An 18,201-nucleotide genomic window follows, 5' to 3' on the forward strand; every position below is an offset into this window, starting at 1 on the left:
TGAGCGACCCGGTGTCCGTTGTGGCGTACGTCACTCGCGTGGAGACTGCTCCACCGCCCCTCCCACGCCCCTTCACCCGAAGAGAGAGCGACCCATGCCCGAGAGCGCACCACCGCCCGCGAGCACCTCCCGGCCCGAGGGCACCACGCCCCAGGTCAACCGCCTCAAGGCCAACTCCGTCGGTCTCGTCGGCGTCGTCTTCATGGCGGTCGCCACCGCCGCCCCGATCACCGCGATGACCGGCAACCTCCCCATCGCCGTCGGTTTCGGCAACGGCACGGGCGCCCCCGCCGGTTACCTCTTCGCCACCCTCGTCCTGACCGTCTTCTCGGTCGGCTACGTCGCCATGGCCAAGCGCATCACCGCCGCCGGAGCCTTCTACGGGTACATCTCGCACGGCCTCGGCCGCATCGCGGGCATGGCCTCGGGGATGCTCGCGATCCTCGCGTACGTCGTCTTCGAGGCGTCCATCGTCGGGATCTTCGCCTACTTCGCGCAGACCACGATGGAGGCGCAGCTCGGCGTCGACCTCCCCTGGATCCTGTACGCGGCCCTCATGCTCGCCGTGACGGCGGCCCTCTCGTACTTCGACATCAACCTGACCGCGAAGGCGCTCGGCGTGATGCTGGTCGGCGAGATCGCCGTCCTCTTCGCGGTCGCCACCGCCGTCCTCCTGGCGGGCGGCGGCCCCGACGGCATCCCCGTCGAGCCGATCAACCCGGTCAACGCCTTCACCGGGACCTCCGCCGGGCTCGGCCTCTTCTTCGCCTTCTGGTCGTGGGTGGGCTTCGAGTCCACGGCGATGTACGGGGAGGAGTCCCGCAACCCCAAGAAGGTCATCCCGCGCGCCACCCTGATCTCGGTGGTCGGCGTCGGCCTCTTCTACATCTACGTGTCCTGGATGACCATCGCGGGCAACGGCCTGGCGGGCGCGGTGAAGGTCTCGTCCTCCGCCAGCCCGCTCGACCTGTTCTTCGACCCGGCCCGCACCTTCATCGGCGGCTGGGCCGTGAACGCCTTCCAGTGGCTGCTGCTCACCGGGTCCTTCGCCTGCGGGATGGCCTTCCACCAGTGCGCCTCGCGCTATCTGTACGCCGTCGGGCGCGAGGGCTTCCTGCACCCGGCGCTGGGCCGCACGCACGCCTCGCACGGCTCCCCGTACGTCGCCTCCTTCGTGCAGTCGGCGATCGCGGTGGTGCTGGTCGGCGCGTTCTGGCTGGCGGGCGATGACCCGTACATCCACCTCTACACGCTGCTCGCGATCCTCGGCACGATGGCGATCCTCATCGTCCAGACGCTGTGCTCGTTCGCGGTGATCGGGTACTTCCGCAGGAACCACCCCGAGGACCGGCACTGGTTCCGGACCTTCACCGCGCCGCTGCTCGGTGGCATCGGCATGATCGCCGTCGTCGTACTGCTGATCATGAACATGGAAACGGCGGCCGGTCTGGCCGCCGATTCCGTCTTCTTCACGCTGATCCCGTGGATCGTCGGGGTCGTCTTCTTCGGGGGGCTCGGCCTCGGCTTCTACCTCAAGGCCAAGCGCCCCGACCGGTACGCGGTGATCGGCCGGATCGTCCTGGAGGACGCCACCGAGCGCACGGACACCCCCGACGAGTCAGCCCCCGTACGCCCCTGAGGCCGTCAGCCGCAGTGCCGTGTCGATCAGCGGCACGTGGCTGAACGCCTGCGGGAAGTTGCCGACCTGGCGCTGGAGGCGGGAGTCCCACTCCTCCGCCAACAGCCCCAGGTCGTTACGGAGCGACAGGAGCTTCTCGAAGAGCTTGCGGGCCTCGTCGACCCGGCCGATCATCGCCAGGTCGTCCGCCAGCCAGAACGAGCAGGCCAGGAACGCCCCCTCGTCGCCCTCCAGACCGTCCACGCCCGCGTCGTCGCCCGAGGTCGGGTAGCGCAGCACGAAGCCGTCCGGCGTCGACAGTTCGCGCTGGATGGCCTCGATGGTGCCGATGACGCGCTTGTCGTCGGGCGGCAGGAAGCCCATCTGCGGGATGAGCAGCAGGGAGGCGTCCAGCTCCTTGGAGCCGTAGGACTGCGTGAAGGTGTTGCGCTCGGGGTCGTAGCCCTTCTCGCAGACGTCGCGGTGGATTTCCTCGCGCAGTTCGCGCCAGCGCTCCAGGGGGCCGTCCGCGTCGCCGCCCTCGATCAGCTTGATCGTGCGGTCGACGGCGACCCACGCCATCACCTTGGAGTGCACGAAGTGGCGGCGCGGGCCGCGCACCTCCCAGATGCCCTCGTCCGGCTGGTTCCAGTGGTCCTCCAGGTAGCGGATCAGCTTGAGCTGGAGGAGGGACGCGTAGTCGTTGCGGGCCAGGCCCGTCATGTGCGCCAGGTGCAGGGCCTCGGTGACCTCGCCGTACACGTCGAGCTGGAGCTGGTGGGCCGCGCCGTTCCCGACCCGTACCGGCCCGGAGTTCTCGTAGCCCGGCAGCCAGTCCAGCTCCGCCTCGCCGAGCTCCCGCTCGCCCGCGATCCCGTACATGATCTGGAGGTTCTCGGGGTCGCCCGCGACCGCGCGCAGCAGCCACTCGCGCCAGGCGCGGGCCTCCTCGCGGTAGCCGGTGCGCAGCAGCGAGGAGAGCGTGATGGCGGCGTCGCGCAGCCAGGTGTAGCGGTAGTCCCAGTTCCGGGAGCCGCCGATGTCCTCCGGAAGAGAGGTGGTCGGTGCGGCGACGATGCCGCCGGTGGGGGCGTACGTCAGCGCCTTCAGCGTGATCAGCGAGCGGACCACCGCCTCGCGGTAAGGCCCGTGGTACGTACAGTGTTCGACCCACTCGCGCCAGAAGTCGAGGGTGAGGTCGAGCGCGCCCTCCGGGTCGGGCAGCGGCGGCGCCTCCTTGTGCGAGGGCTGCCACTGGATGGTGAAGGCGAGCCGCTCACCGGGCGCGACAGTGAAGTCGGAGTGCGTGGTGAGGTCCTGGCCGTGCGTCTCGACGTCCGTGTCCAGCCATACGGAGTCGGGACCCGCCACCGCCACCGTGCGGCCGTCCACCCGGTGCACCCACGGCACGATCCGGCCGTAGCTGAACCGCATGCGCAGCGCCGAGTGCATCGGCACCCGGCCGCTGACCCCCTCCACGATTCTGGTGAGCTGTGGTGCGCCGTCGCGCGGCGGCATGAAGTCCGTCACCCGGACCGTGCCCCTTGGGGTGTCCCACTCCTGTTCCAGGACGAGGGAGTCCCCCCGGTAGCGGCGGCGGGAGGCCGCGGGGGCCTCGGTGCCTTCCGGGTAGGAGGGTCCGATCCGCCAGAAGCCGTGCTCCTCGGTTCCGAGAAGCCCGGCGAAGACGGCATGGGAGTCGAAGCGGGGCAGGCACAGCCAGTCGACTGAGCCGTCCCGGCAGACCAGCGCCGCTGTCTGCATGTCTCCGATGAGTGCGTAGTCCTCGATGCGCCCGGCCACGTGCAATCTCCAGTCGAACGGCCACAATCGCCCCCCACGGGAGGAGGCGGTCTGCGGTCAGGGGATCTTCGACGGCGAGCTTCAGGGGCCGGGAGCGGGCGGGATGGGTGCCTTCGCCGGCCGGCTCGCAGCGATGTTCCGTGAAGGATACGACGCAGGAAGCTCATCTGCGGGAGGTCATCGCAAGGTGAGTGGGCCGAACGGGTGAGGTGCAGGTGACGCCAGTGTGCTCGTACGGTGAAGGCGGCTCGAACGGGTGGCCGGAGCGTTGCCCGCAGGGGTTCCGCGCGTCCACGGGCGTCTTCACAGGTACGTAGACGAAGACGACCGAAAACTGATCGGAAACGGTCTGGCGGAGCACCCCGGGTCCCCGTCGCGGGATGCCCCGGGATCCCGCCACGGAGCATCCCGGGCCCCCGTCGGGGCGGACGCCGGAAGCAGCCTCCCGGAGTCACTGTTACCCTGGTAGCCCGTGGGCGGTGGGAGCAAAACCCCCCGAACCGCAGCGACGGCACCCCCCGAAAACATCCGGTGAATCCACCGATGTGCACCGTCGGGGAGGCCGGAAACGCACCCTCACCTCGCGACCACGGGAGCCCCGTCTTGGCCATGCAGCCAAAATCCTCGACGACCAAGCACATCTTCGTCACCGGGGGTGTCGCCTCTTCCCTCGGCAAGGGTCTGACTGCCTCCAGCCTGGGTGCGCTCCTGAAGGCCCGCGGTCTTCGCGTCACCATGCAGAAGCTCGACCCGTACCTGAACGTCGACCCCGGCACGATGAACCCCTTCCAGCACGGCGAGGTGTTCGTCACCAACGACGGCGCCGAGACCGACCTGGACATCGGCCACTACGAGCGCTTCCTCGACGTCGACCTCGACGGCTCGGCCAACGTCACCACCGGCCAGGTCTACAACACCGTCATCGCCAAGGAGCGCCGTGGCGAGTACCTCGGTGACACCGTGCAGGTCATCCCGCACATCACCAACGAGATCAAGCACCGCATCCGGCGCATGGCGACCGACGAGGTCGACGTCGTCATCACCGAGGTCGGCGGCACGGTCGGCGACATCGAGTCGCTGCCGTTCCTGGAGACCGTCCGCCAGGTCCGTCACGAGGTCGGCCGCGACAACGTCTTCGTCGTGCACATCTCGCTGCTCCCCTACATCGGCCCCTCGGGCGAGCTGAAGACCAAGCCGACCCAGCACTCGGTCGCCGCCCTGCGCTCCATCGGCATCCAGCCCGACGCGATCGTGCTGCGCGCCGACCGCGAGGTCCCGGACGCCATCAAGCGCAAGATCTCGCTGATGTGCGACGTCGACGAGGGCGCCGTGGTCGCCGCCATCGACGCCCCGTCGATCTACGACATCCCCAAGGTGCTGCACACCGAGGGCCTGGACGCGTACGTCGTCCGCAAGCTGGACCTGCCGTTCCGCGACGTGGACTGGACCGTCTGGGAGGACCTCCTGGACCGCGTCCACAACCCGAACCACGAGGTCACGGTCGCGCTCGTCGGCAAGTACATCGACCTGCCGGACGCCTACCTCTCGGTGACCGAGGCCATCCGCGCGGGCGGCTTCGCCAACAAGGCCCGCGTCAAGGTCAAGTGGGTCACCTCCGACGACTGCAAGACCCCGGCCGAGGCGCAGAAGCAGCTCGGCGACGTCGACGCGATCTGCATCCCCGGCGGCTTCGGCGAGCGCGGCGTCAACGGCAAGGTCGGCGCGATCCAGTACGCCCGCGAGAACAAGGTCCCGCTCCTGGGCCTGTGTCTCGGTCTCCAGTGCATCGTCATCGAGGCGGCCCGCAACCTGGCCGGCATCGAGGACGCGAACTCCACCGAGTTCGACGCCGCCACCCCCCACCCGGTGATCTCCACCATGGAGGAGCAGCTCGCGTACGTCGAGGGCGCGGGCGACCTGGGCGGCACCATGCGCCTGGGCCTCTACCCGGCGAAGCTCGCCGAGGGCTCCATCGTGCGCGAGGTCTACGGCGACGAGCAGTACGTCGACGAGCGCCACCGCCACCGCTACGAGGTCAACAACGCCTACCGCGCGGAGCTGGAGAAGAAGGCGGGCATCGTCTTCTCCGGCACCTCCCCGGACAACAAGCTCGTCGAGTACGTCGAGTACCCGCGCGAGGTCCACCCCTACCTGGTCGCCACCCAGGCGCACCCGGAGCTGCGCTCGCGCCCGACGCGCCCGCACCCGCTGTTCGCCGGTCTGGTGAAGGCGGCCGTCGCGCGGCAGCAGGAAGCGCGCCAGCAGGGCAAGTAGGTCCCAGGCACTACGGTTGACCGGGGTGGGAGCCGCTTCCAGGCTCCTGCCCCGGTTTTCTCGTTGCATGGAGGCGTACGTGGCGATCAAGGACACCCCCCAGGAGTGGCAGGTCACCAAGACGGTGACCCCGTTCGAGGGGGCCAAGACCAGTGTCCGTACCGACAGCGTGGTCATGCCGGACGGTTCCGTCGCGGGCCGTGACTACCAGGTGCACCCGGGCTCGGTCGCCGTCCTGGCGCTCGACGACGCCGGGCGGGTCGCCGTCCTCTCCCAGTACCGCCACCCGGTGCGCCAGAAGCTGTGGGAGATCCCGGCCGGGCTCCTCGACGTACCCGGGGAGAACCCGCTGCACGCCGCCCAGCGCGAACTGTACGAGGAGGCGCACATCAAGGCGGGGGACTGGCGGGTGCTCACGGACGTGTACACCTCGCCGGGCGGTTCCGACGAAGCGGTACGGATCTTCCTCGCCAGGGACCTCTCCGAGGCGGAGGGCGAGCGGTACGAGGTCTCTGACGAGGAGGCCGACATGGAGCACGCCCGCGTCCCCCTCGCGGAGCTGGTGCAGGGGGTCCTGGGCGGGGAGCTGCACAACAACTGCCTGGTCGTCGGCGTGCTCGCGCTGACGTCCGCGATGGCGGGGGAGGGCCTGGACGCGCTGCGCCCGGCGGAGGCGGCGTGGCCCGCGAGGCCCTTCTGAGGTTCGGGACCGCACGCGACGGCCTCGGTCGGTATCGATGGGTCTCGATCGGCAGGGGGCGACCGGCCTTGATCCCCACGGATCGGCGTTGATCGTAAAAACTGCTGATCCGATCGGGGGACCTCTCCGCCACGCTCCCCCGGATCGGTAGCAGAGCGTGAACTAGGCTCGAATCCCCGGCCGCAGTCGCCGCCGGGGATCGTGCGCAGGCGGACGGGAGCGTGGCCCGTGACGGACCAGGCGGTGGACATCGGCGGCGCGGCGGCGGTCACGGCGACCGGCCCCTCGGCGGCCTCGGCCCATGACTGGGCGACCGGCGAATTCTTCGGCCGGAAAAGGGAGTTGAAGGAACTGCGCGCCGACATCGCGCGCACGGGCCTGGACACCCTCACCGGCCGCAAGGTGCCCAGAGCACGCGTCCTGCTGATCGCCGGACGCCCCGGTTCCGGCCGCACCGCACTCGCCGAGGAACTCGCCCGCGGCCTCGCCGACGCCTACCCCGACGGGGCGCTGCGGGCCCGCCTCACCGCGTCCGGCGGGGCGCGGATTCCGACGGAGGAGACCGCCCGGGGCCTCCTGGACGACCTGGGCATCGCGGCCCCCGCCGGAGCCGACGGGGACACCCTCGCGGAGATGGTGCGCGAGGCCCTCGCCGTGCGCAGGGCGCTCCTCGTCCTGGACGACGCGGCGGACGCCGAACAGGTGGACCCGCTGCTTCCGGACAATCCCGAGTGCCTGGTCGTGGCCACCTCGCAAGGTCCGCTGACCGGCATCGTGGACGTGCGGCCGTGCACGCTGGGCGGCCTCGACACGGCGTCCGCCGTCGCCCTCCTCGCCCACTACACCGGCAAGGTCCGCATCACCGTCGACCCGACGGCCGCCGACGCGCTCGCCGAGGAGTGCGGCGGACAGCCCGCCGCACTCGTCCTGGTCGGCGGCTGGCTCGCCGCCCGCCCCAAGTCCTCCGTGGCGGACGTCACCAAGCACCTCCACGAACTTCCCGAGGACCCGGAGCAGCCGCAGGGCGCGGGCCCGTTGGCGCGGACGCTGCGGCTGGTGTACGAATCGCTGCCGCAGCCCGCGGCCCGGATACTGCGACTGCTCGCCCTCGCTCCGGCCGGACTCGCCGACGCGCACACCGCGTCCGCGCTGGCCGGGTGCTCGGTGTCGGCGGCGCAGACCACGCTGGACGACTTCGCGGTGCAGGGACTGCTGCACCCGGTGCACGGACCGGTGCCGCAGTATCTGGTGCCGGGGTGTCTGGCCCCGCTGCTGATGGGCTTGACGGAAACTCAGGACCGGCCCGGCGAACGGCAGTTGGCGCGGGCCAGGATGCTGGAGCGGACGGTGCGCCAGCTCCACTCGTGCCGGGCGGTCACCGAGCCCGAGGGCTCCCCGGCCCGCAAGAAGCTCGCCGGGCTGCCGCGCTCGCTGCGGTTCTCCCACGAGCGCGCCGCCGCCGAGTGGCTGCGCGCCCGGCAGCCCGCACTGCTCGCCGCCGCCCGCGCGGCAGTCGAGGACGGCGGTCTCGACACCCTCGCCCGCCGACTGGTCGCCGCTCTCGTACGGGCCCTGGTCGCGCACCGGGGCACCGAGCAGGCGGCCCCCGAGCTGTACGGGCTGCACCGGCTCGTCCTGGACGTCGCCGAGCGGCGGAACCTGCACCGGGAGAAGGCGGCGGCCCTGCTCAATCTGGCCGACCTGGACGCCGGGACCGGGCGCACGGGCGAGGCACTGGCCCGCTACCGGGCGGCCCTGGACGCCGCGCGGACGGCCCAGGACCCCTACGCCACCACCCGCGCGATGGAATCCGTAGGAGGGACGTACCAGGAAATGGGGGATTTCTCACGCGCCTCCGACTGGTACGGGCGGGCGCTCGCCCAGCGCCTCGCGCGCGGCGAGCACGAGGACGGGGCCCGGCTCTACGGGCGGCTCGGCGCGGCGCACACCTACGCGGGCCGGTACGGGGAGGCGCTGCGGGAGTGGCGCGCCGCCGCCGCCGCGCTGCGCAGGATCGGCGATCTCCCGGGCTACGCACGGGCGTTGAGCGAGATGGCCCGGGTGCAGGAGTACGCCGGACGGCCCGAGGAGTGCCTGCGGACCTGCCAGGAGGCGGTGGAGTGGGCGCGCCAAGCCGAGGACGTACGACTTCAGGCGGCTCTTCAGCTGCGGCTGGCCGACACGCTGGACCGGCTCGGCGACCCCGCTTCGGCCAGGCTGCACAGGGGGGCGGCCCAGAGACTAATGGAAGATGAGGTTCCAGCCTACGAAATCCGTAGCGCATCCGCGTGAAGTTGATGCTTTGTAAGGCTAGACAGCTGGAAATCCTTCATTAGACTGACTTTGCCGCATCCGTTCGCGGCGTTCCCCAGGCATGCCCTCTGTGTCTGGTCGTACGCGTTGAGTGCCCGTTTTCGGGTACTTGTTCCGTACTCCCGTCTCGTACCCCACTTAAGTCAAGGACCGTGATCGACGTGAAGGTCGGCATCCCCCGCGAGGTCAAGAACAACGAGTTCCGGGTGGCCATCACCCCGGCCGGCGTGCACGAGCTCGTGCGCCACGGCCACCAGGTCGTCATCGAGAAGGACGCCGGCATCGGCTCCTCGATCACGGACGGCGAGTACGTCTCGGCCGGTGCCCGCATCCTGGACACCGCCGACGAGGTCTGGGCCACCGCCGACCTGCTCCTGAAGGTCAAGGAGCCGATCGCCGAGGAGTACCACCGCCTCCGCAAGGACCAGACGCTCTTCACCTACCTGCACCTCGCGGCCTCCCGCGAGTGCACGGACGCACTCCTTGAGTCCGGCACCACCGCCATCGCGTACGAGACGGTCGAGACCGCGAACCGCGCGCTCCCGCTGCTCGCCCCGATGTCCGAGGTCGCGGGCCGCATCGCCCCGCAGGTCGGCGCGTACCACCTGATGCGCCAGGTCGGCGGCCGCGGCGTGCTCCCGGGCGGCGTCCCGGGTACGGCGGCGGGCAAGGCCGTCGTCATCGGCGGCGGCGTCTCCGGCTGGAACGCCACCCAGATCGCCGTCGGCATGGGCTTCCACGTGACCCTGCTCGACCGCGACATCAACAAGCTGCGCGAGGCCGACAAGATCTTCGGCACCCAGGTGCAGACGATCGTCTCCAACTCCTTCGAGCTGGAGAAGGCCGTCGTCGAGGCCGACCTCGTCATCGGCGCCGTGCTGATCCCGGGCGCCAAGGCCCCGAAGCTGGTCACCAACGAGCTCGTCGCCAAGATGAAGCCCGGAAGTGTACTTGTCGACATTGCAATTGATCAGGGCGGTTGCTTCGAGGACTCGCACCCGACCACGCACGCCGAGCCGACCTTCAAGGTCCACGACTCGGTCTTCTACTGCGTGGCCAACATGCCGGGCGCCGTTCCGAACACCTCGACGTACGCGCTGACCAACGCCACGCTGCCGTACATCGTCGAGCTCGCGAACCGCGGCTGGGTCGAGGCGCTGCGCCGCGACGCCGCGCTCGCCAAGGGCCTCAACACCCATGACGGCCAGGTCGTTTACCGCGAGGTGGCCGAGGCGCACGAGCTGCCGCACGTGGAGCTGAGCACCCTCCTCGGCTGACCCGTCAACAGGCGTCGTCAACATCGCGCGCCCGGCCGGACCTTGCCCACGCGAGGTCCGGCCGGACGCGTGTCCGGCCGCTTTGCGACACTCGCTCAACTCGTCGCGAACGCAACCTTTTCACCGTTTCGCACCCCTGTGAAACGTGTCGGTCGCACCGTGCTCGGGTGCTCGCGCACCCTTGACAGAGAGGTGTTCCGTTGCCGACACATCGACCCGGGTCCGGTGGATTGTGTTGCTGCGGAGCGGTGACACGCCATAGAGTCGGCCACCGTCGGCATGGTGCCACGCTGACCTATCGATAAGTTTCCTGGTCACGTCCCAAGGAGGTAAGACGACTTGTGAATGAGTCGACATTTACTCCCGGGGGTGGTCGATCGGGAACGCCTGCGCAGGGCCAGGGCCCTACAGGGCTCGAAGCTGTCGGCTCGGTAGCGGTCCGCACCTTCGCCACCCATCAGCACATGACGACATCCCACCAGAGCATGGACGGCCTACACGTGAACGCCATGGCCGGCGACCAGAGTGGCGATAAGTCCACCACCGGCTTCGCCGACTTCGACGAGGTCCCCCAGGGGCACTTCTACGATCCCGACGCCGAGTACGAGCCCGACCCCGAGTACGCGGCCACCCTCGCCCCCGACGCTGCCCGTCAGCGCCGCGAGCGGATCGGCCCGACCGGACGGCCGCTGCCGTACTTCCCGATCCCCGGACCGCTGACCGATCACGGCCCGGCCAAGATCATCGCGATGTGCAACCAGAAGGGCGGGGTCGGCAAGACGACCTCGACCATCAATCTGGGCGCCGCGCTCGCCGAGTACGGACGCCGCGTCCTGCTCGTCGACTTCGACCCGCAGGGAGCCCTGTCGGTCGGTCTCGGTGTGAACCCGATGGAGCTCGACCTCACGGTCTACAACCTGCTCATGGAGCGGGGCATGTCGGCCGACGAGGTGCTGCTGAAGACGGCCGTTCCGAACATGGATCTGCTGCCCAGCAACATCGACCTGTCGGCGGCCGAGGTGCAGCTCGTCAGCGAAGTCGCCCGAGAGTCGACTCTTCAGCGGGCCCTCAAGCCTCTGATGGCCGACTACGACTACATCGTGATCGACTGTCAGCCCTCGCTCGGCCTGCTCACCGTGAACGCCCTGACGGCCGCTCACAAGGTGATCGTGCCGCTGGAGTGCGAGTTCTTCGCACTGCGCGGTGTGGCCCTGCTGACCGAGACGATCGAGAAGGTCCAGGAGCGGCTCAACCCCGACCTGGAGCTCGACGGCATCCTCGCCACGATGTACGACTCCCGCACGGTGCACAGCCGTGAGGTGCTCGCCCGCGTGGTGGAGGCGTTCGACGATCACGTGTACCACACGGTGATCGGCCGTACGGTGCGCTTCCCGGAGACCACGGTCGCCGGTGAGCCCATCACGACGTACGCCTCGAACTCCGTCGGCGCCGCCGCCTACCGCCAGCTCGCCAGGGAGGTGCTCGCCCGGTGTCACGCCGAGTGAGTCTGCCGGGGGCCGACGAGCTGTTCCGTACGACCGGTGGCATGGGCCTCCAGTCCGCGGGCCGCAGGTCGGGGGCCAACGGCGAGGCGGCCCGGGTCCCGGCGCCCGCTGGGGAGAGCGCGCCCGCCGAGCCCGTACCGGTGGAGACCGGCGACGGCCCGGAGCACGGTGTCGCGGCCGACGCCGCCGGGCAGCAGCGGACCCGCGGGGCGGAAGCCGCACCCCAGTCGGCCCCCCAGCCCGCCGCCAATCGTGCCCAGGAAGCCCCTGGAGCCCCCCGTGGCACCGCACCGGGCGCCACGGGGGCCCAGCCCCGCCGACGCGGCGGAAGGGGCGCCAACCGGCGTCCCAGCGGCCGCGAGCGGCACGACGAGAAGATCACGGTCTACGTCTCCGCCGAGGAGCTCATGGACCTGGAGCACGCACGGCTGGTGCTCCGCGGTGAGCATGGGCTCGCCGTCGACCGGGGGCGGATCGTCCGCGAGGCGGTCGCGGTCGTCCTCGCCGACCTGGAGTCCCGGGGCGACGCGAGCATCCTCGTACGGCGCCTGCGCGGGCGCTGAGTGGTGCGGAGGTAGCCTCGGCTGCCTCCCCTCCACCGTGTTCCGCCCGCACCCAGGACCGTCTTTGATGCCGCCCGCCCTGCCCGACGACGTATCCGGCCGCCCCTCGCGCCGCCGCCCACTGGGGCGCGGTGCGGGGGCGGAGCCGTTTGCGGAGGCGGTGGACGAGCCGGAGGCGGTGGTCGTGGCGGATCCGGCACCCGCTTTGGAAGGGGGCGTGGCCGAGGCTGCCGCCGACGGGAAGTTCACCGTGCGGCTGGCGAACTTCGAGGGGCCCTTCGACCTCCTCCTCCAGCTGATCTCCAAGCACAAGCTGGACGTCACGGAAGTGGCCCTGTCCAAGGTCACGGACGAGTTCATGGCGCACATCCGGGCGATGGGGCCGGACTGGGACCTGGACCAGACGACGGAGTTCCTGGTCGTCGCGGCCACCCTGCTCGATCTGAAGGCCGCCCGCCTGCTGCCCGCCGCCGAGGTGGAGGACGAGGCGGACCTCGCCCTTCTTGAGGCGCGCGACCTGCTGTTCGCACGACTGCTCCAGTACCGGGCGTACAAGAGGATCGCGGGCATCTTCGAGGAGCGCTGGGAGGCCGAGGGGCGGCGGTATCCGCGCACTGTCGGGCTGGAGGAGCAGCTCGCGGAGCTGCTGCCCGAGGTGGTCATCAGCATCGGGGCACAAGGATTCGCCGGGCTGGCGGTCAAGGCGATGCAGCCGAAGCCGAAGCCCGAGGTGTACGTCGACCACATCCACGCGCCCCTGGTGTCCGTGCAGGAGCAGGCGGGTGTGGTGGTGGAGCTGCTGCGGGAGCGCGGCACGGCGAGCTTCCAGGAGCTGATCGGGGACGCCCCGGACACCCTCACCGTCGTCGCCCGCTTCCTGGCCCTCCTGGAGCTCTACCGGGAGAAGGCCGTCGAGCTGGACCAGGAGCAGGCGCTGGGGGGCCTGACGGTGACCTGGGTGGGCGGGGAGACGGGCGCACCTGTGGTGGTGACGGGGGAATTCGATCTCGTGGTGGAGCAGAAGGAGTGAAGGAGTGAGCGAGCGGGAGCTGCGCGGGGCGCTGGAGGCCGTGCTGATGGTCGTCGACGAGCCCGCGACGGCCGAGCACCTGGCGAAGGTCCTGGACGTCAAGGAGCGCGACGTGACGGACGCGCTGCGGGAGCTGGCCGACGAGTACACCGTGCAGGGCCGGGGCTTCGAGCTGCGGCTCGTGGCGGGCGGCTGGCGGTTCTACTCGCGCGCCCGGTACGCGGAGGCCGTGGAGGCGTTCGTCCTGGACGGGCAGCAGGCCCGGCTCACCCAGGCGGCTCTGGAGACCCTGGCGGTCGTCGCGTACCGGCAGCCGGTGTCCCGCTCGCGGGTTTCCGCCGTACGGGGAGTCAACTGCGACGGGGTCATGCGGACCCTCCTCCAGCGGGGTCTGGTCGGGGAGGCGGGCACGGAACCCGAAACAGGTGCGATCCTGTACAGGACGACGAACTACTTTCTGGAGCGGATGGGCCTGCGGGGCCTGGACGAGCTCCCGGAACTCGCGCCCTTCCTCCCCGAGGCAGATGCGATCGAGGCTGAGACGCTGGAGGGTGTGCCGTCGTTCGATCCGGACGCACCGTACGCCCCGGGCACTCATGCAGCAGACGACGACAAGACGGATTTTTGATGCGAAGCAACGACAGGAACAGCAGCGGCGGCAACGACCGGAACCAGCGGGGTGCGGGTAACGGACGCGGCCCTGCTGGTGGCGGGCGCGGCGCCGGCGGCGGGCGGGGCGCGGGCTCCGGTTCGGGCTCGGCGGGCGGCGGGCGCGGCGGCGCGAGCGGCGGCCGGGGCGGCTCGGGCGGCGGCTCCCGCTCGGGTGGCGGCCAGGGCTCCGGCGGCCGAGGCGGCTCCGGCGGCGGCCGCGGTGGCTCGGGCGCCGGCCAGGGCTTCGGCGGTGGCCGTGGTACGTCCGGCGGCGGCCGTGACTCCCGGGACTTCCGCGATTCCCGCGATACTCGTGACTCCCGCGACTCCCGTGACGGCGACCGCGAGCAGCGGGCGCGCCGTCCCCGTCCCGAGGAGCGGCGCTACGACGTAGGCCCCTCCGCCACCCACGAGGGTCCCCGCAGCGGCCGGGGCGATTCCGCGCGCGGCGGCGCCAAGGGCGGCCCGAAGGCCCCGAAGACCCCGCAGAAGCCGGGCCGTCGCGGCAACTACAACGCCGGTGCCTCCCGCCCGCGCGAACTCGACGCCAAGATCGAGCAGCGCAACCGGGACCGCTACGCGGGCAAGCCCGACATCAAGATCGAGAAGACCTTCCCGGGTGCCGAGGCCGAGGGCGAGCGCCTGCAGAAGATCCTCGCCCGTGCCGGCATGGGCTCGCGGCGTGCGTGCGAGGAGCTCATCGAGCAGTCCCGCGTCGAGGTCAACGGCCAGATCGTGGTCGAGCAGGGCATGCGCGTCGACCCGCACAAGGACGAGATCAAGGTCGACGGTCTGACCGTCGCCGCCCAGTCCCACCTGTTCTTCGCGCTGAACAAGCCCGCGGGCGTCGTCGCGACGATGGGCGACCCGGACGGCCGCCAGAACCTCAACGACTACGTGAACAACCGCGAGACGCGGCTGTTCCACGTGGGCCGTCTCGACACCGAGACCGAGGGCATCATCCTGCTCACCAACCACGGCGAGCTGGCGCACCGTCTGACGCACCCGAAGTACGGCGTGAAGAAGACCTACCTGGCCGCCATCCAGGGCCCGCTCCCGCGCGAGCTGGGCAAGCGCCTCAAGGACGGCATCGAGCTGGAGGACGGGTACGCCCGCGCCGACCACTTCCGCGTCGTCGAGAACACCGGCAAGAACTACCTGGTCGAGGTGACCCTCCACGAGGGCCGCAAGCACATCGTCCGCCGCATGCTGGCGGAGGCGGGCTTCCCCGTCGAGCGCCTGGTGCGCACGTCGTTCGGGCCGATCGCGCTGGGCGACCAGAAGTCCGGCTGGCTGCGCCGCCTCACCAACACCGAGGTCGGCATGCTGATGAAGGAGGTCGGCCTGTAGGCCGACCCGCTTCCGCCTTCCGCCTTTCGGCTGAGAGCCCGGGGCCGGTACCTGCTGCATGCGGGTACCGGCCCCGGGCTTTTCGCTGCCCTTGCGGGGTGGGCGAGCACCATTTATAGTCAACCTGACCATTGATGGTGAGAGGTGCGGCGATGAACGGGACGGAGATCGTCGGGTTCGTCGCCGGTGCGCTGTGCGTCTGGCTGATCGGACGCCAGCACATCGCCAACTGGCCTCTGGGAATGGCGGCCAACCTCCTGTTCGCCGTCCTCTTCTCCCGTGCCGGGCTGTACGCCGACGCGGGACTCCAGCTCGTCTTCACCGCCCTCGCCGCGTACGGCTGGTGGGCCTGGACCCACGGGGGTGGACCAGGCCCGGGGCTGCCGGTCCGGCGCACGCGCCGCTCCGAGTGGCTGCTGCTGTGCGGGGCGTGGACGGTGGGGACGGCCCTGGTCGCCGTGCTGCTGCACCGCGCCACCGACTCGACGGTGCCGTTCTGGGACGCGGCGACCGCCGTGCTGTCGCTGCTCGCGACGTACGGACAGTGCAGGAAGCTCGTCGAGTCCTGGTGGCTGTGGCTGGCGGTGGACGCGGTCCACGTGCCCCTGTACGCGTCGAAGGGACTGTGGCTGACGGCGCTGCTGTACGTGGTGCTGGGGGGTCTCTCGGTGGCAGGGCTGCGGCAGTGGCGGCAGGATCTGCGAGGGCGGGAGCGGATGATCCGTACGGAGGCGGGAGCATGAGGCGAAGAGACGTTCCGGCGGGCGGGGGCGTGCCCGAGGGGTACGACCCGAAGGAGTTCGAGCCCTTCGCGGTCACGGTCGACCTCGCGGTCTTCACCGTGCGCGACGCCGTCCTGCACGTACTGCTGATCCGGCGCGGGCAGGCTCCCTACGCGGGGGCGTGGGCGCTGCCCGGGGGGTTCGTCCTGCCGGACGAGTCCGCCGAGCGGGCGGCGCTGCGGGAACTCGCCGAGGAGACCGGGCTCTCGGAGGCGCGGGCGTCGGGGCTGCACCTGGAGCAGTTGCGTACGTACAGCGATCCGGGGCGCGATCCTCGGATGAGGGTGGTGTCGGTGGCCTTCGCCGCGCTGGTGCCCGACCTGCCGGAGCCGCGCGGCGGCGGGGACGCGGCGGAGGCCCAATGGGTGCCGCTGGAGGGCGAGTTCGAGGCGCCGCTCGCCTTCGACCACGGGCGCATCCTCGCGGACGCGCGGCGGCGGATCGGGGACAAGCTGGAGTACACGTCCCTCGCGATGGGCTTCTGCCCGCCGGAGTTCACGCTCGGAGAGCTCCAGCAGGTGTACGAGACGGTGTGGGGGGTCGCGCTGGACCGGCCCAACTTCCGGCGGAAGGTGCTGGCGACGCCCGGGTTCGTGGAGCCGGTGGGCGGGGCGGCGCCGAGGCGGACCGGGGGGCGGGGGAAACCGGCCGCCCTGTACCGGGCGGGGGGCGCGGCTGCTCTGCATCCGGCGCTGCTGAGGCCCGTTGTCGATTCTTCAGGGGAAGGGATTCAGCGATGACTGCTGCACAGGCGAAGAGGGCCGCCACCGGGGCGATGGTGGGGCTCGCGCTCGGGGACGCGCTGGGCTTCCCGACCGAGTTCAACGACGTACCGTCGATTCTGGCGAAGTGCGGGCCGTGGCGGGAGATGGAGCTGCCGAAGAAGGCGATCGTCTCGGACGACACGCAGATGACGCTGGCGCTGGGGCGGGGACTGCGTACCGCTCTGGCGCGGGGGCCGCTCGGGCCGAGGCGGACGGAGCGGCCGGTGCGGGAGGAGTTCGTGGACTGGTACCACTCCCCGGAGAACAACCGGGCACCCGGGCGGACCTGCATGGTCGCCTGCCGGTTGCTGGACAGCGACCTGCCGTGGCAGAAGGCGTCGCAGATCGACTCCAAGGGGTGCGGGGCGAACATGCGGGTGGCGCCGGTGGGGCTGGTGCCGGGCCTCGGCGAGAGGGAGCGGGCGGGGGCGGCGCAGTTGCAGGCGGCGCTGACGCACGGGCATCCGACGGGTCTCGCGGCGAGTGACCTGACCGCCAGGGCGGTGTACTTGCTGGCGCAGGGGGTGGAACCGACGGGACTGGTGGGGCAGTTGCGGTCGTACGCGCTGGAGAGCCGTGAGCGGTACGACGCGTTGTGGCTCGGGGATCTGTGGACGTACGCCCAGGATCCGACGCCGTCGCACTTCATGGCGCGGGGGTGGGACGAGTGCCTGGGGGCGCTGGAGGGGCTGGAGGCGGCCCTGCGGGACCGCTCGGCGCGTGCGTCGCTGGTGGAGACGGATCCGTGTCTGGTCACGGGGGAGGGGTGGGTGGCGGAGGAGGCGCTGGTGACGGCGCTGCTGTGCTTCTTGATGTTCCCGGAGGAACCGCTGCTGGCGCTGCGCCGGGCGGCGTGCACGAAGGGGGACTCGGACTCGATCGCGTGCCTGGCGGGGGCGTTCGCGGGGGCTCATCTGGGGGTGGGGGCCTGGCCGGGGGAGTGGGTGGAGCGGGTGGAGTACCGGGGGGAATTGGTGGGGTTGGGGGAGGAGTGGGACGGGGTGGAGCGGACGGGGTTGTAGGGAGGGGTGGTGAGGCGGGCCGGGGCGGCGGGCCTGTTGGCGCAGTGGAGCTGGGTGGCCATGGTGCGGGCGAGGGCGGCGGCGACCCGGTTGCGGAGCTCGGGGGTGAAGCCGTCGAGGTTCTTGGCGTTGAGGCGCACCGAAAGGGGGATCTGCTCCTGTTGGGCGGAGTGCGAACCGGTGACCTTGCAGGGGAAGGCGTAGCGGGAGTCGTCCTCGTGGAGCCACCAGCCGGAGAGGACGCCACCACCTGCCCTGTGCCAGCCTGCGCGTGCTGCGGTGGAGAGCGGCCAACCGAGCCGTCCCACCCGTACGGTGAGGGAGTCGCTCGATCCCACTGGGCCGAAGACGCAGGGTGTCGCACCGGGGTCGAAGTCGTCGTCGCCCGGCTGCCATTCGCGTGCCCTCGCTGATAGTTCAGCCACCAGCTTCCTCAGCGGAATGGCCGTGTTGGCGTACGTGACTTCCCTGCCGCCCATGGAACTGGCGACGGCGTCCACATTGGCTGGATCGATAAGCGATCCGCAGATCTCTTGCCCGCCGACGAGC

The 18,201-nt window shown here is 70.8% G+C and carries 15 protein-coding genes; 13 read left to right on the plus strand and 2 right to left on the minus strand.

Annotated elements, in window-relative coordinates; translation table 11 throughout:
- Positions 1-94: 94 nt before the first annotated feature.
- Complete coding sequence (locus OG897_RS11800; protein ID WP_266655519.1) at positions 95-1,639, plus strand: APC family permease; 1,545 nt, start codon at positions 95-97, stop codon at positions 1,637-1,639.
- Here OG897_RS11800 and OG897_RS11805 read toward each other — a convergent pair.
- Entirely contained in the window at positions 1,619-3,421 is a 1,803-nt protein-coding gene (locus OG897_RS11805; RefSeq protein ID WP_266655521.1) for a glycoside hydrolase family 15 protein, read from the minus strand. The two genes, OG897_RS11800 and OG897_RS11805, sit on opposite strands and share 21 nt — an antisense overlap.
- A 609-nt stretch (positions 3,422-4,030) precedes the next feature.
- Between OG897_RS11805 and OG897_RS11810 the strand changes: the two genes are divergently transcribed.
- From OG897_RS11810 to OG897_RS11865, 12 genes are all read left to right on the plus strand, one after another.
- Complete coding sequence (locus OG897_RS11810) at positions 4,031-5,695, plus strand: CTP synthase (protein WP_266655523.1); 1,665 nt, start codon at positions 4,031-4,033, stop codon at positions 5,693-5,695.
- Positions 5,696-5,774: 79 nt separating this feature from the next.
- Positions 5,775-6,395 carry an NUDIX hydrolase gene (locus tag OG897_RS11815; protein WP_266655525.1) on the plus strand — a complete coding sequence of 207 codons (621 nt, stop codon included), beginning with the start codon at positions 5,775-5,777 and terminating at the stop codon, positions 6,393-6,395.
- A gap of 228 nt (positions 6,396-6,623) precedes the next feature.
- Complete coding sequence (locus OG897_RS11820; protein WP_266655527.1) at positions 6,624-8,687, plus strand: tetratricopeptide repeat protein; 2,064 nt, start codon at positions 6,624-6,626, stop codon at positions 8,685-8,687.
- 182 nt (positions 8,688-8,869) lie between these two features.
- Positions 8,870-9,985 carry an alanine dehydrogenase gene (ald, locus tag OG897_RS11825; protein ID WP_266656768.1) on the plus strand — a complete coding sequence of 372 codons (1,116 nt, stop codon included), beginning with the start codon at positions 8,870-8,872 and terminating at the stop codon, positions 9,983-9,985.
- Between the two features lie 341 nt (positions 9,986-10,326).
- Complete coding sequence (locus tag OG897_RS11830; protein ID WP_266655529.1) at positions 10,327-11,490, plus strand: ParA family protein; 1,164 nt, start codon at positions 10,327-10,329, stop codon at positions 11,488-11,490.
- Complete coding sequence (locus tag OG897_RS11835) at positions 11,487-12,053, plus strand: hypothetical protein (RefSeq protein WP_266656770.1); 567 nt, start codon at positions 11,487-11,489, stop codon at positions 12,051-12,053. Before OG897_RS11830 ends, OG897_RS11835 begins: the two co-directional genes overlap by 4 nt.
- Positions 12,054-12,120: 67 nt before the next feature.
- Positions 12,121-13,083, plus strand: a complete 963-nt coding sequence (locus tag OG897_RS11840) for a ScpA family protein (RefSeq protein ID WP_266655531.1) — start codon at positions 12,121-12,123, stop codon at positions 13,081-13,083.
- A complete protein-coding gene (gene scpB, locus OG897_RS11845) occupies positions 13,058-13,711 on the plus strand; it encodes an SMC-Scp complex subunit ScpB (RefSeq protein ID WP_266656772.1) in 654 nt (217 codons plus the stop codon). Before OG897_RS11840 ends, scpB begins: the two co-directional genes overlap by 26 nt.
- Positions 13,711-15,084: a pseudouridine synthase gene (locus OG897_RS11850; protein WP_266655533.1), complete on the plus strand. Its 1,374-nt coding sequence runs from the start codon at positions 13,711-13,713 to the stop codon at positions 15,082-15,084. The genes scpB and OG897_RS11850 overlap by 1 nt, the downstream gene beginning before the upstream one ends.
- A 152-nt stretch (positions 15,085-15,236) precedes the next feature.
- The gene (gene pnuC / locus OG897_RS11855; RefSeq protein WP_266655535.1) at positions 15,237-15,827 is read left to right on the plus strand and encodes a nicotinamide riboside transporter PnuC; all 591 of its coding nucleotides are present in this window, start codon (positions 15,237-15,239) and stop codon (positions 15,825-15,827) included.
- On the plus strand, positions 15,824-16,606 hold the full coding sequence (locus OG897_RS11860) for an NUDIX domain-containing protein (RefSeq protein ID WP_266655537.1): 783 nt from the start codon (positions 15,824-15,826) through the stop codon (positions 16,604-16,606). The genes pnuC and OG897_RS11860 overlap by 4 nt, the downstream gene beginning before the upstream one ends.
- A complete protein-coding gene (locus OG897_RS11865; RefSeq protein ID WP_266655539.1) occupies positions 16,603-17,652 on the plus strand; it encodes an ADP-ribosylglycohydrolase family protein in 1,050 nt (349 codons plus the stop codon). The genes OG897_RS11860 and OG897_RS11865 overlap by 4 nt, the downstream gene beginning before the upstream one ends.
- Here the strand turns inward: OG897_RS11865 and OG897_RS11870 are convergent.
- Positions 17,541-18,077 (minus strand): hypothetical protein, encoded by a 537-nt coding sequence (locus OG897_RS11870; protein ID WP_266655541.1) that lies wholly within the window; start codon positions 18,075-18,077, stop codon positions 17,541-17,543. The genes OG897_RS11865 and OG897_RS11870 overlap by 112 nt on opposite strands.
- Positions 18,078-18,201: the final 124 nt, after the last annotated feature.

Origin of the sequence: Streptomyces sp. NBC_00237 (genome assembly GCF_026342435.1) — a bacterium.
In the GTDB taxonomy this organism is placed as follows: domain Bacteria; phylum Actinomycetota; class Actinomycetes; order Streptomycetales; family Streptomycetaceae; genus Streptomyces.

Excerpts from the sequence above, each read along its gene's own strand:
- OG897_RS11840 (WP_266655531.1), top strand. The coding sequence starts at position 12,121 with ATGCCGCCCGCCCTGCCCGACGACGTATCCGGCCGCCCCTCGCGCCGC.
- pnuC (WP_266655535.1), top strand. The coding sequence starts at position 15,237 with ATGAACGGGACGGAGATCGTCGGGTTCGTCGCCGGTGCGCTGTGCGTC.
- OG897_RS11860 (WP_266655537.1), top strand. The coding sequence starts at position 15,824 with ATGAGGCGAAGAGACGTTCCGGCGGGCGGGGGCGTGCCCGAGGGGTAC.
- OG897_RS11850 (WP_266655533.1), top strand. The coding sequence starts at position 13,711 with ATGCGAAGCAACGACAGGAACAGCAGCGGCGGCAACGACCGGAACCAG.
- OG897_RS11810 (WP_266655523.1), top strand. The coding sequence starts at position 4,031 with ATGCAGCCAAAATCCTCGACGACCAAGCACATCTTCGTCACCGGGGGT.
- OG897_RS11800 (WP_266655519.1), top strand. The coding sequence starts at position 95 with ATGCCCGAGAGCGCACCACCGCCCGCGAGCACCTCCCGGCCCGAGGGC.
- OG897_RS11865 (WP_266655539.1), top strand. The coding sequence starts at position 16,603 with ATGACTGCTGCACAGGCGAAGAGGGCCGCCACCGGGGCGATGGTGGGG.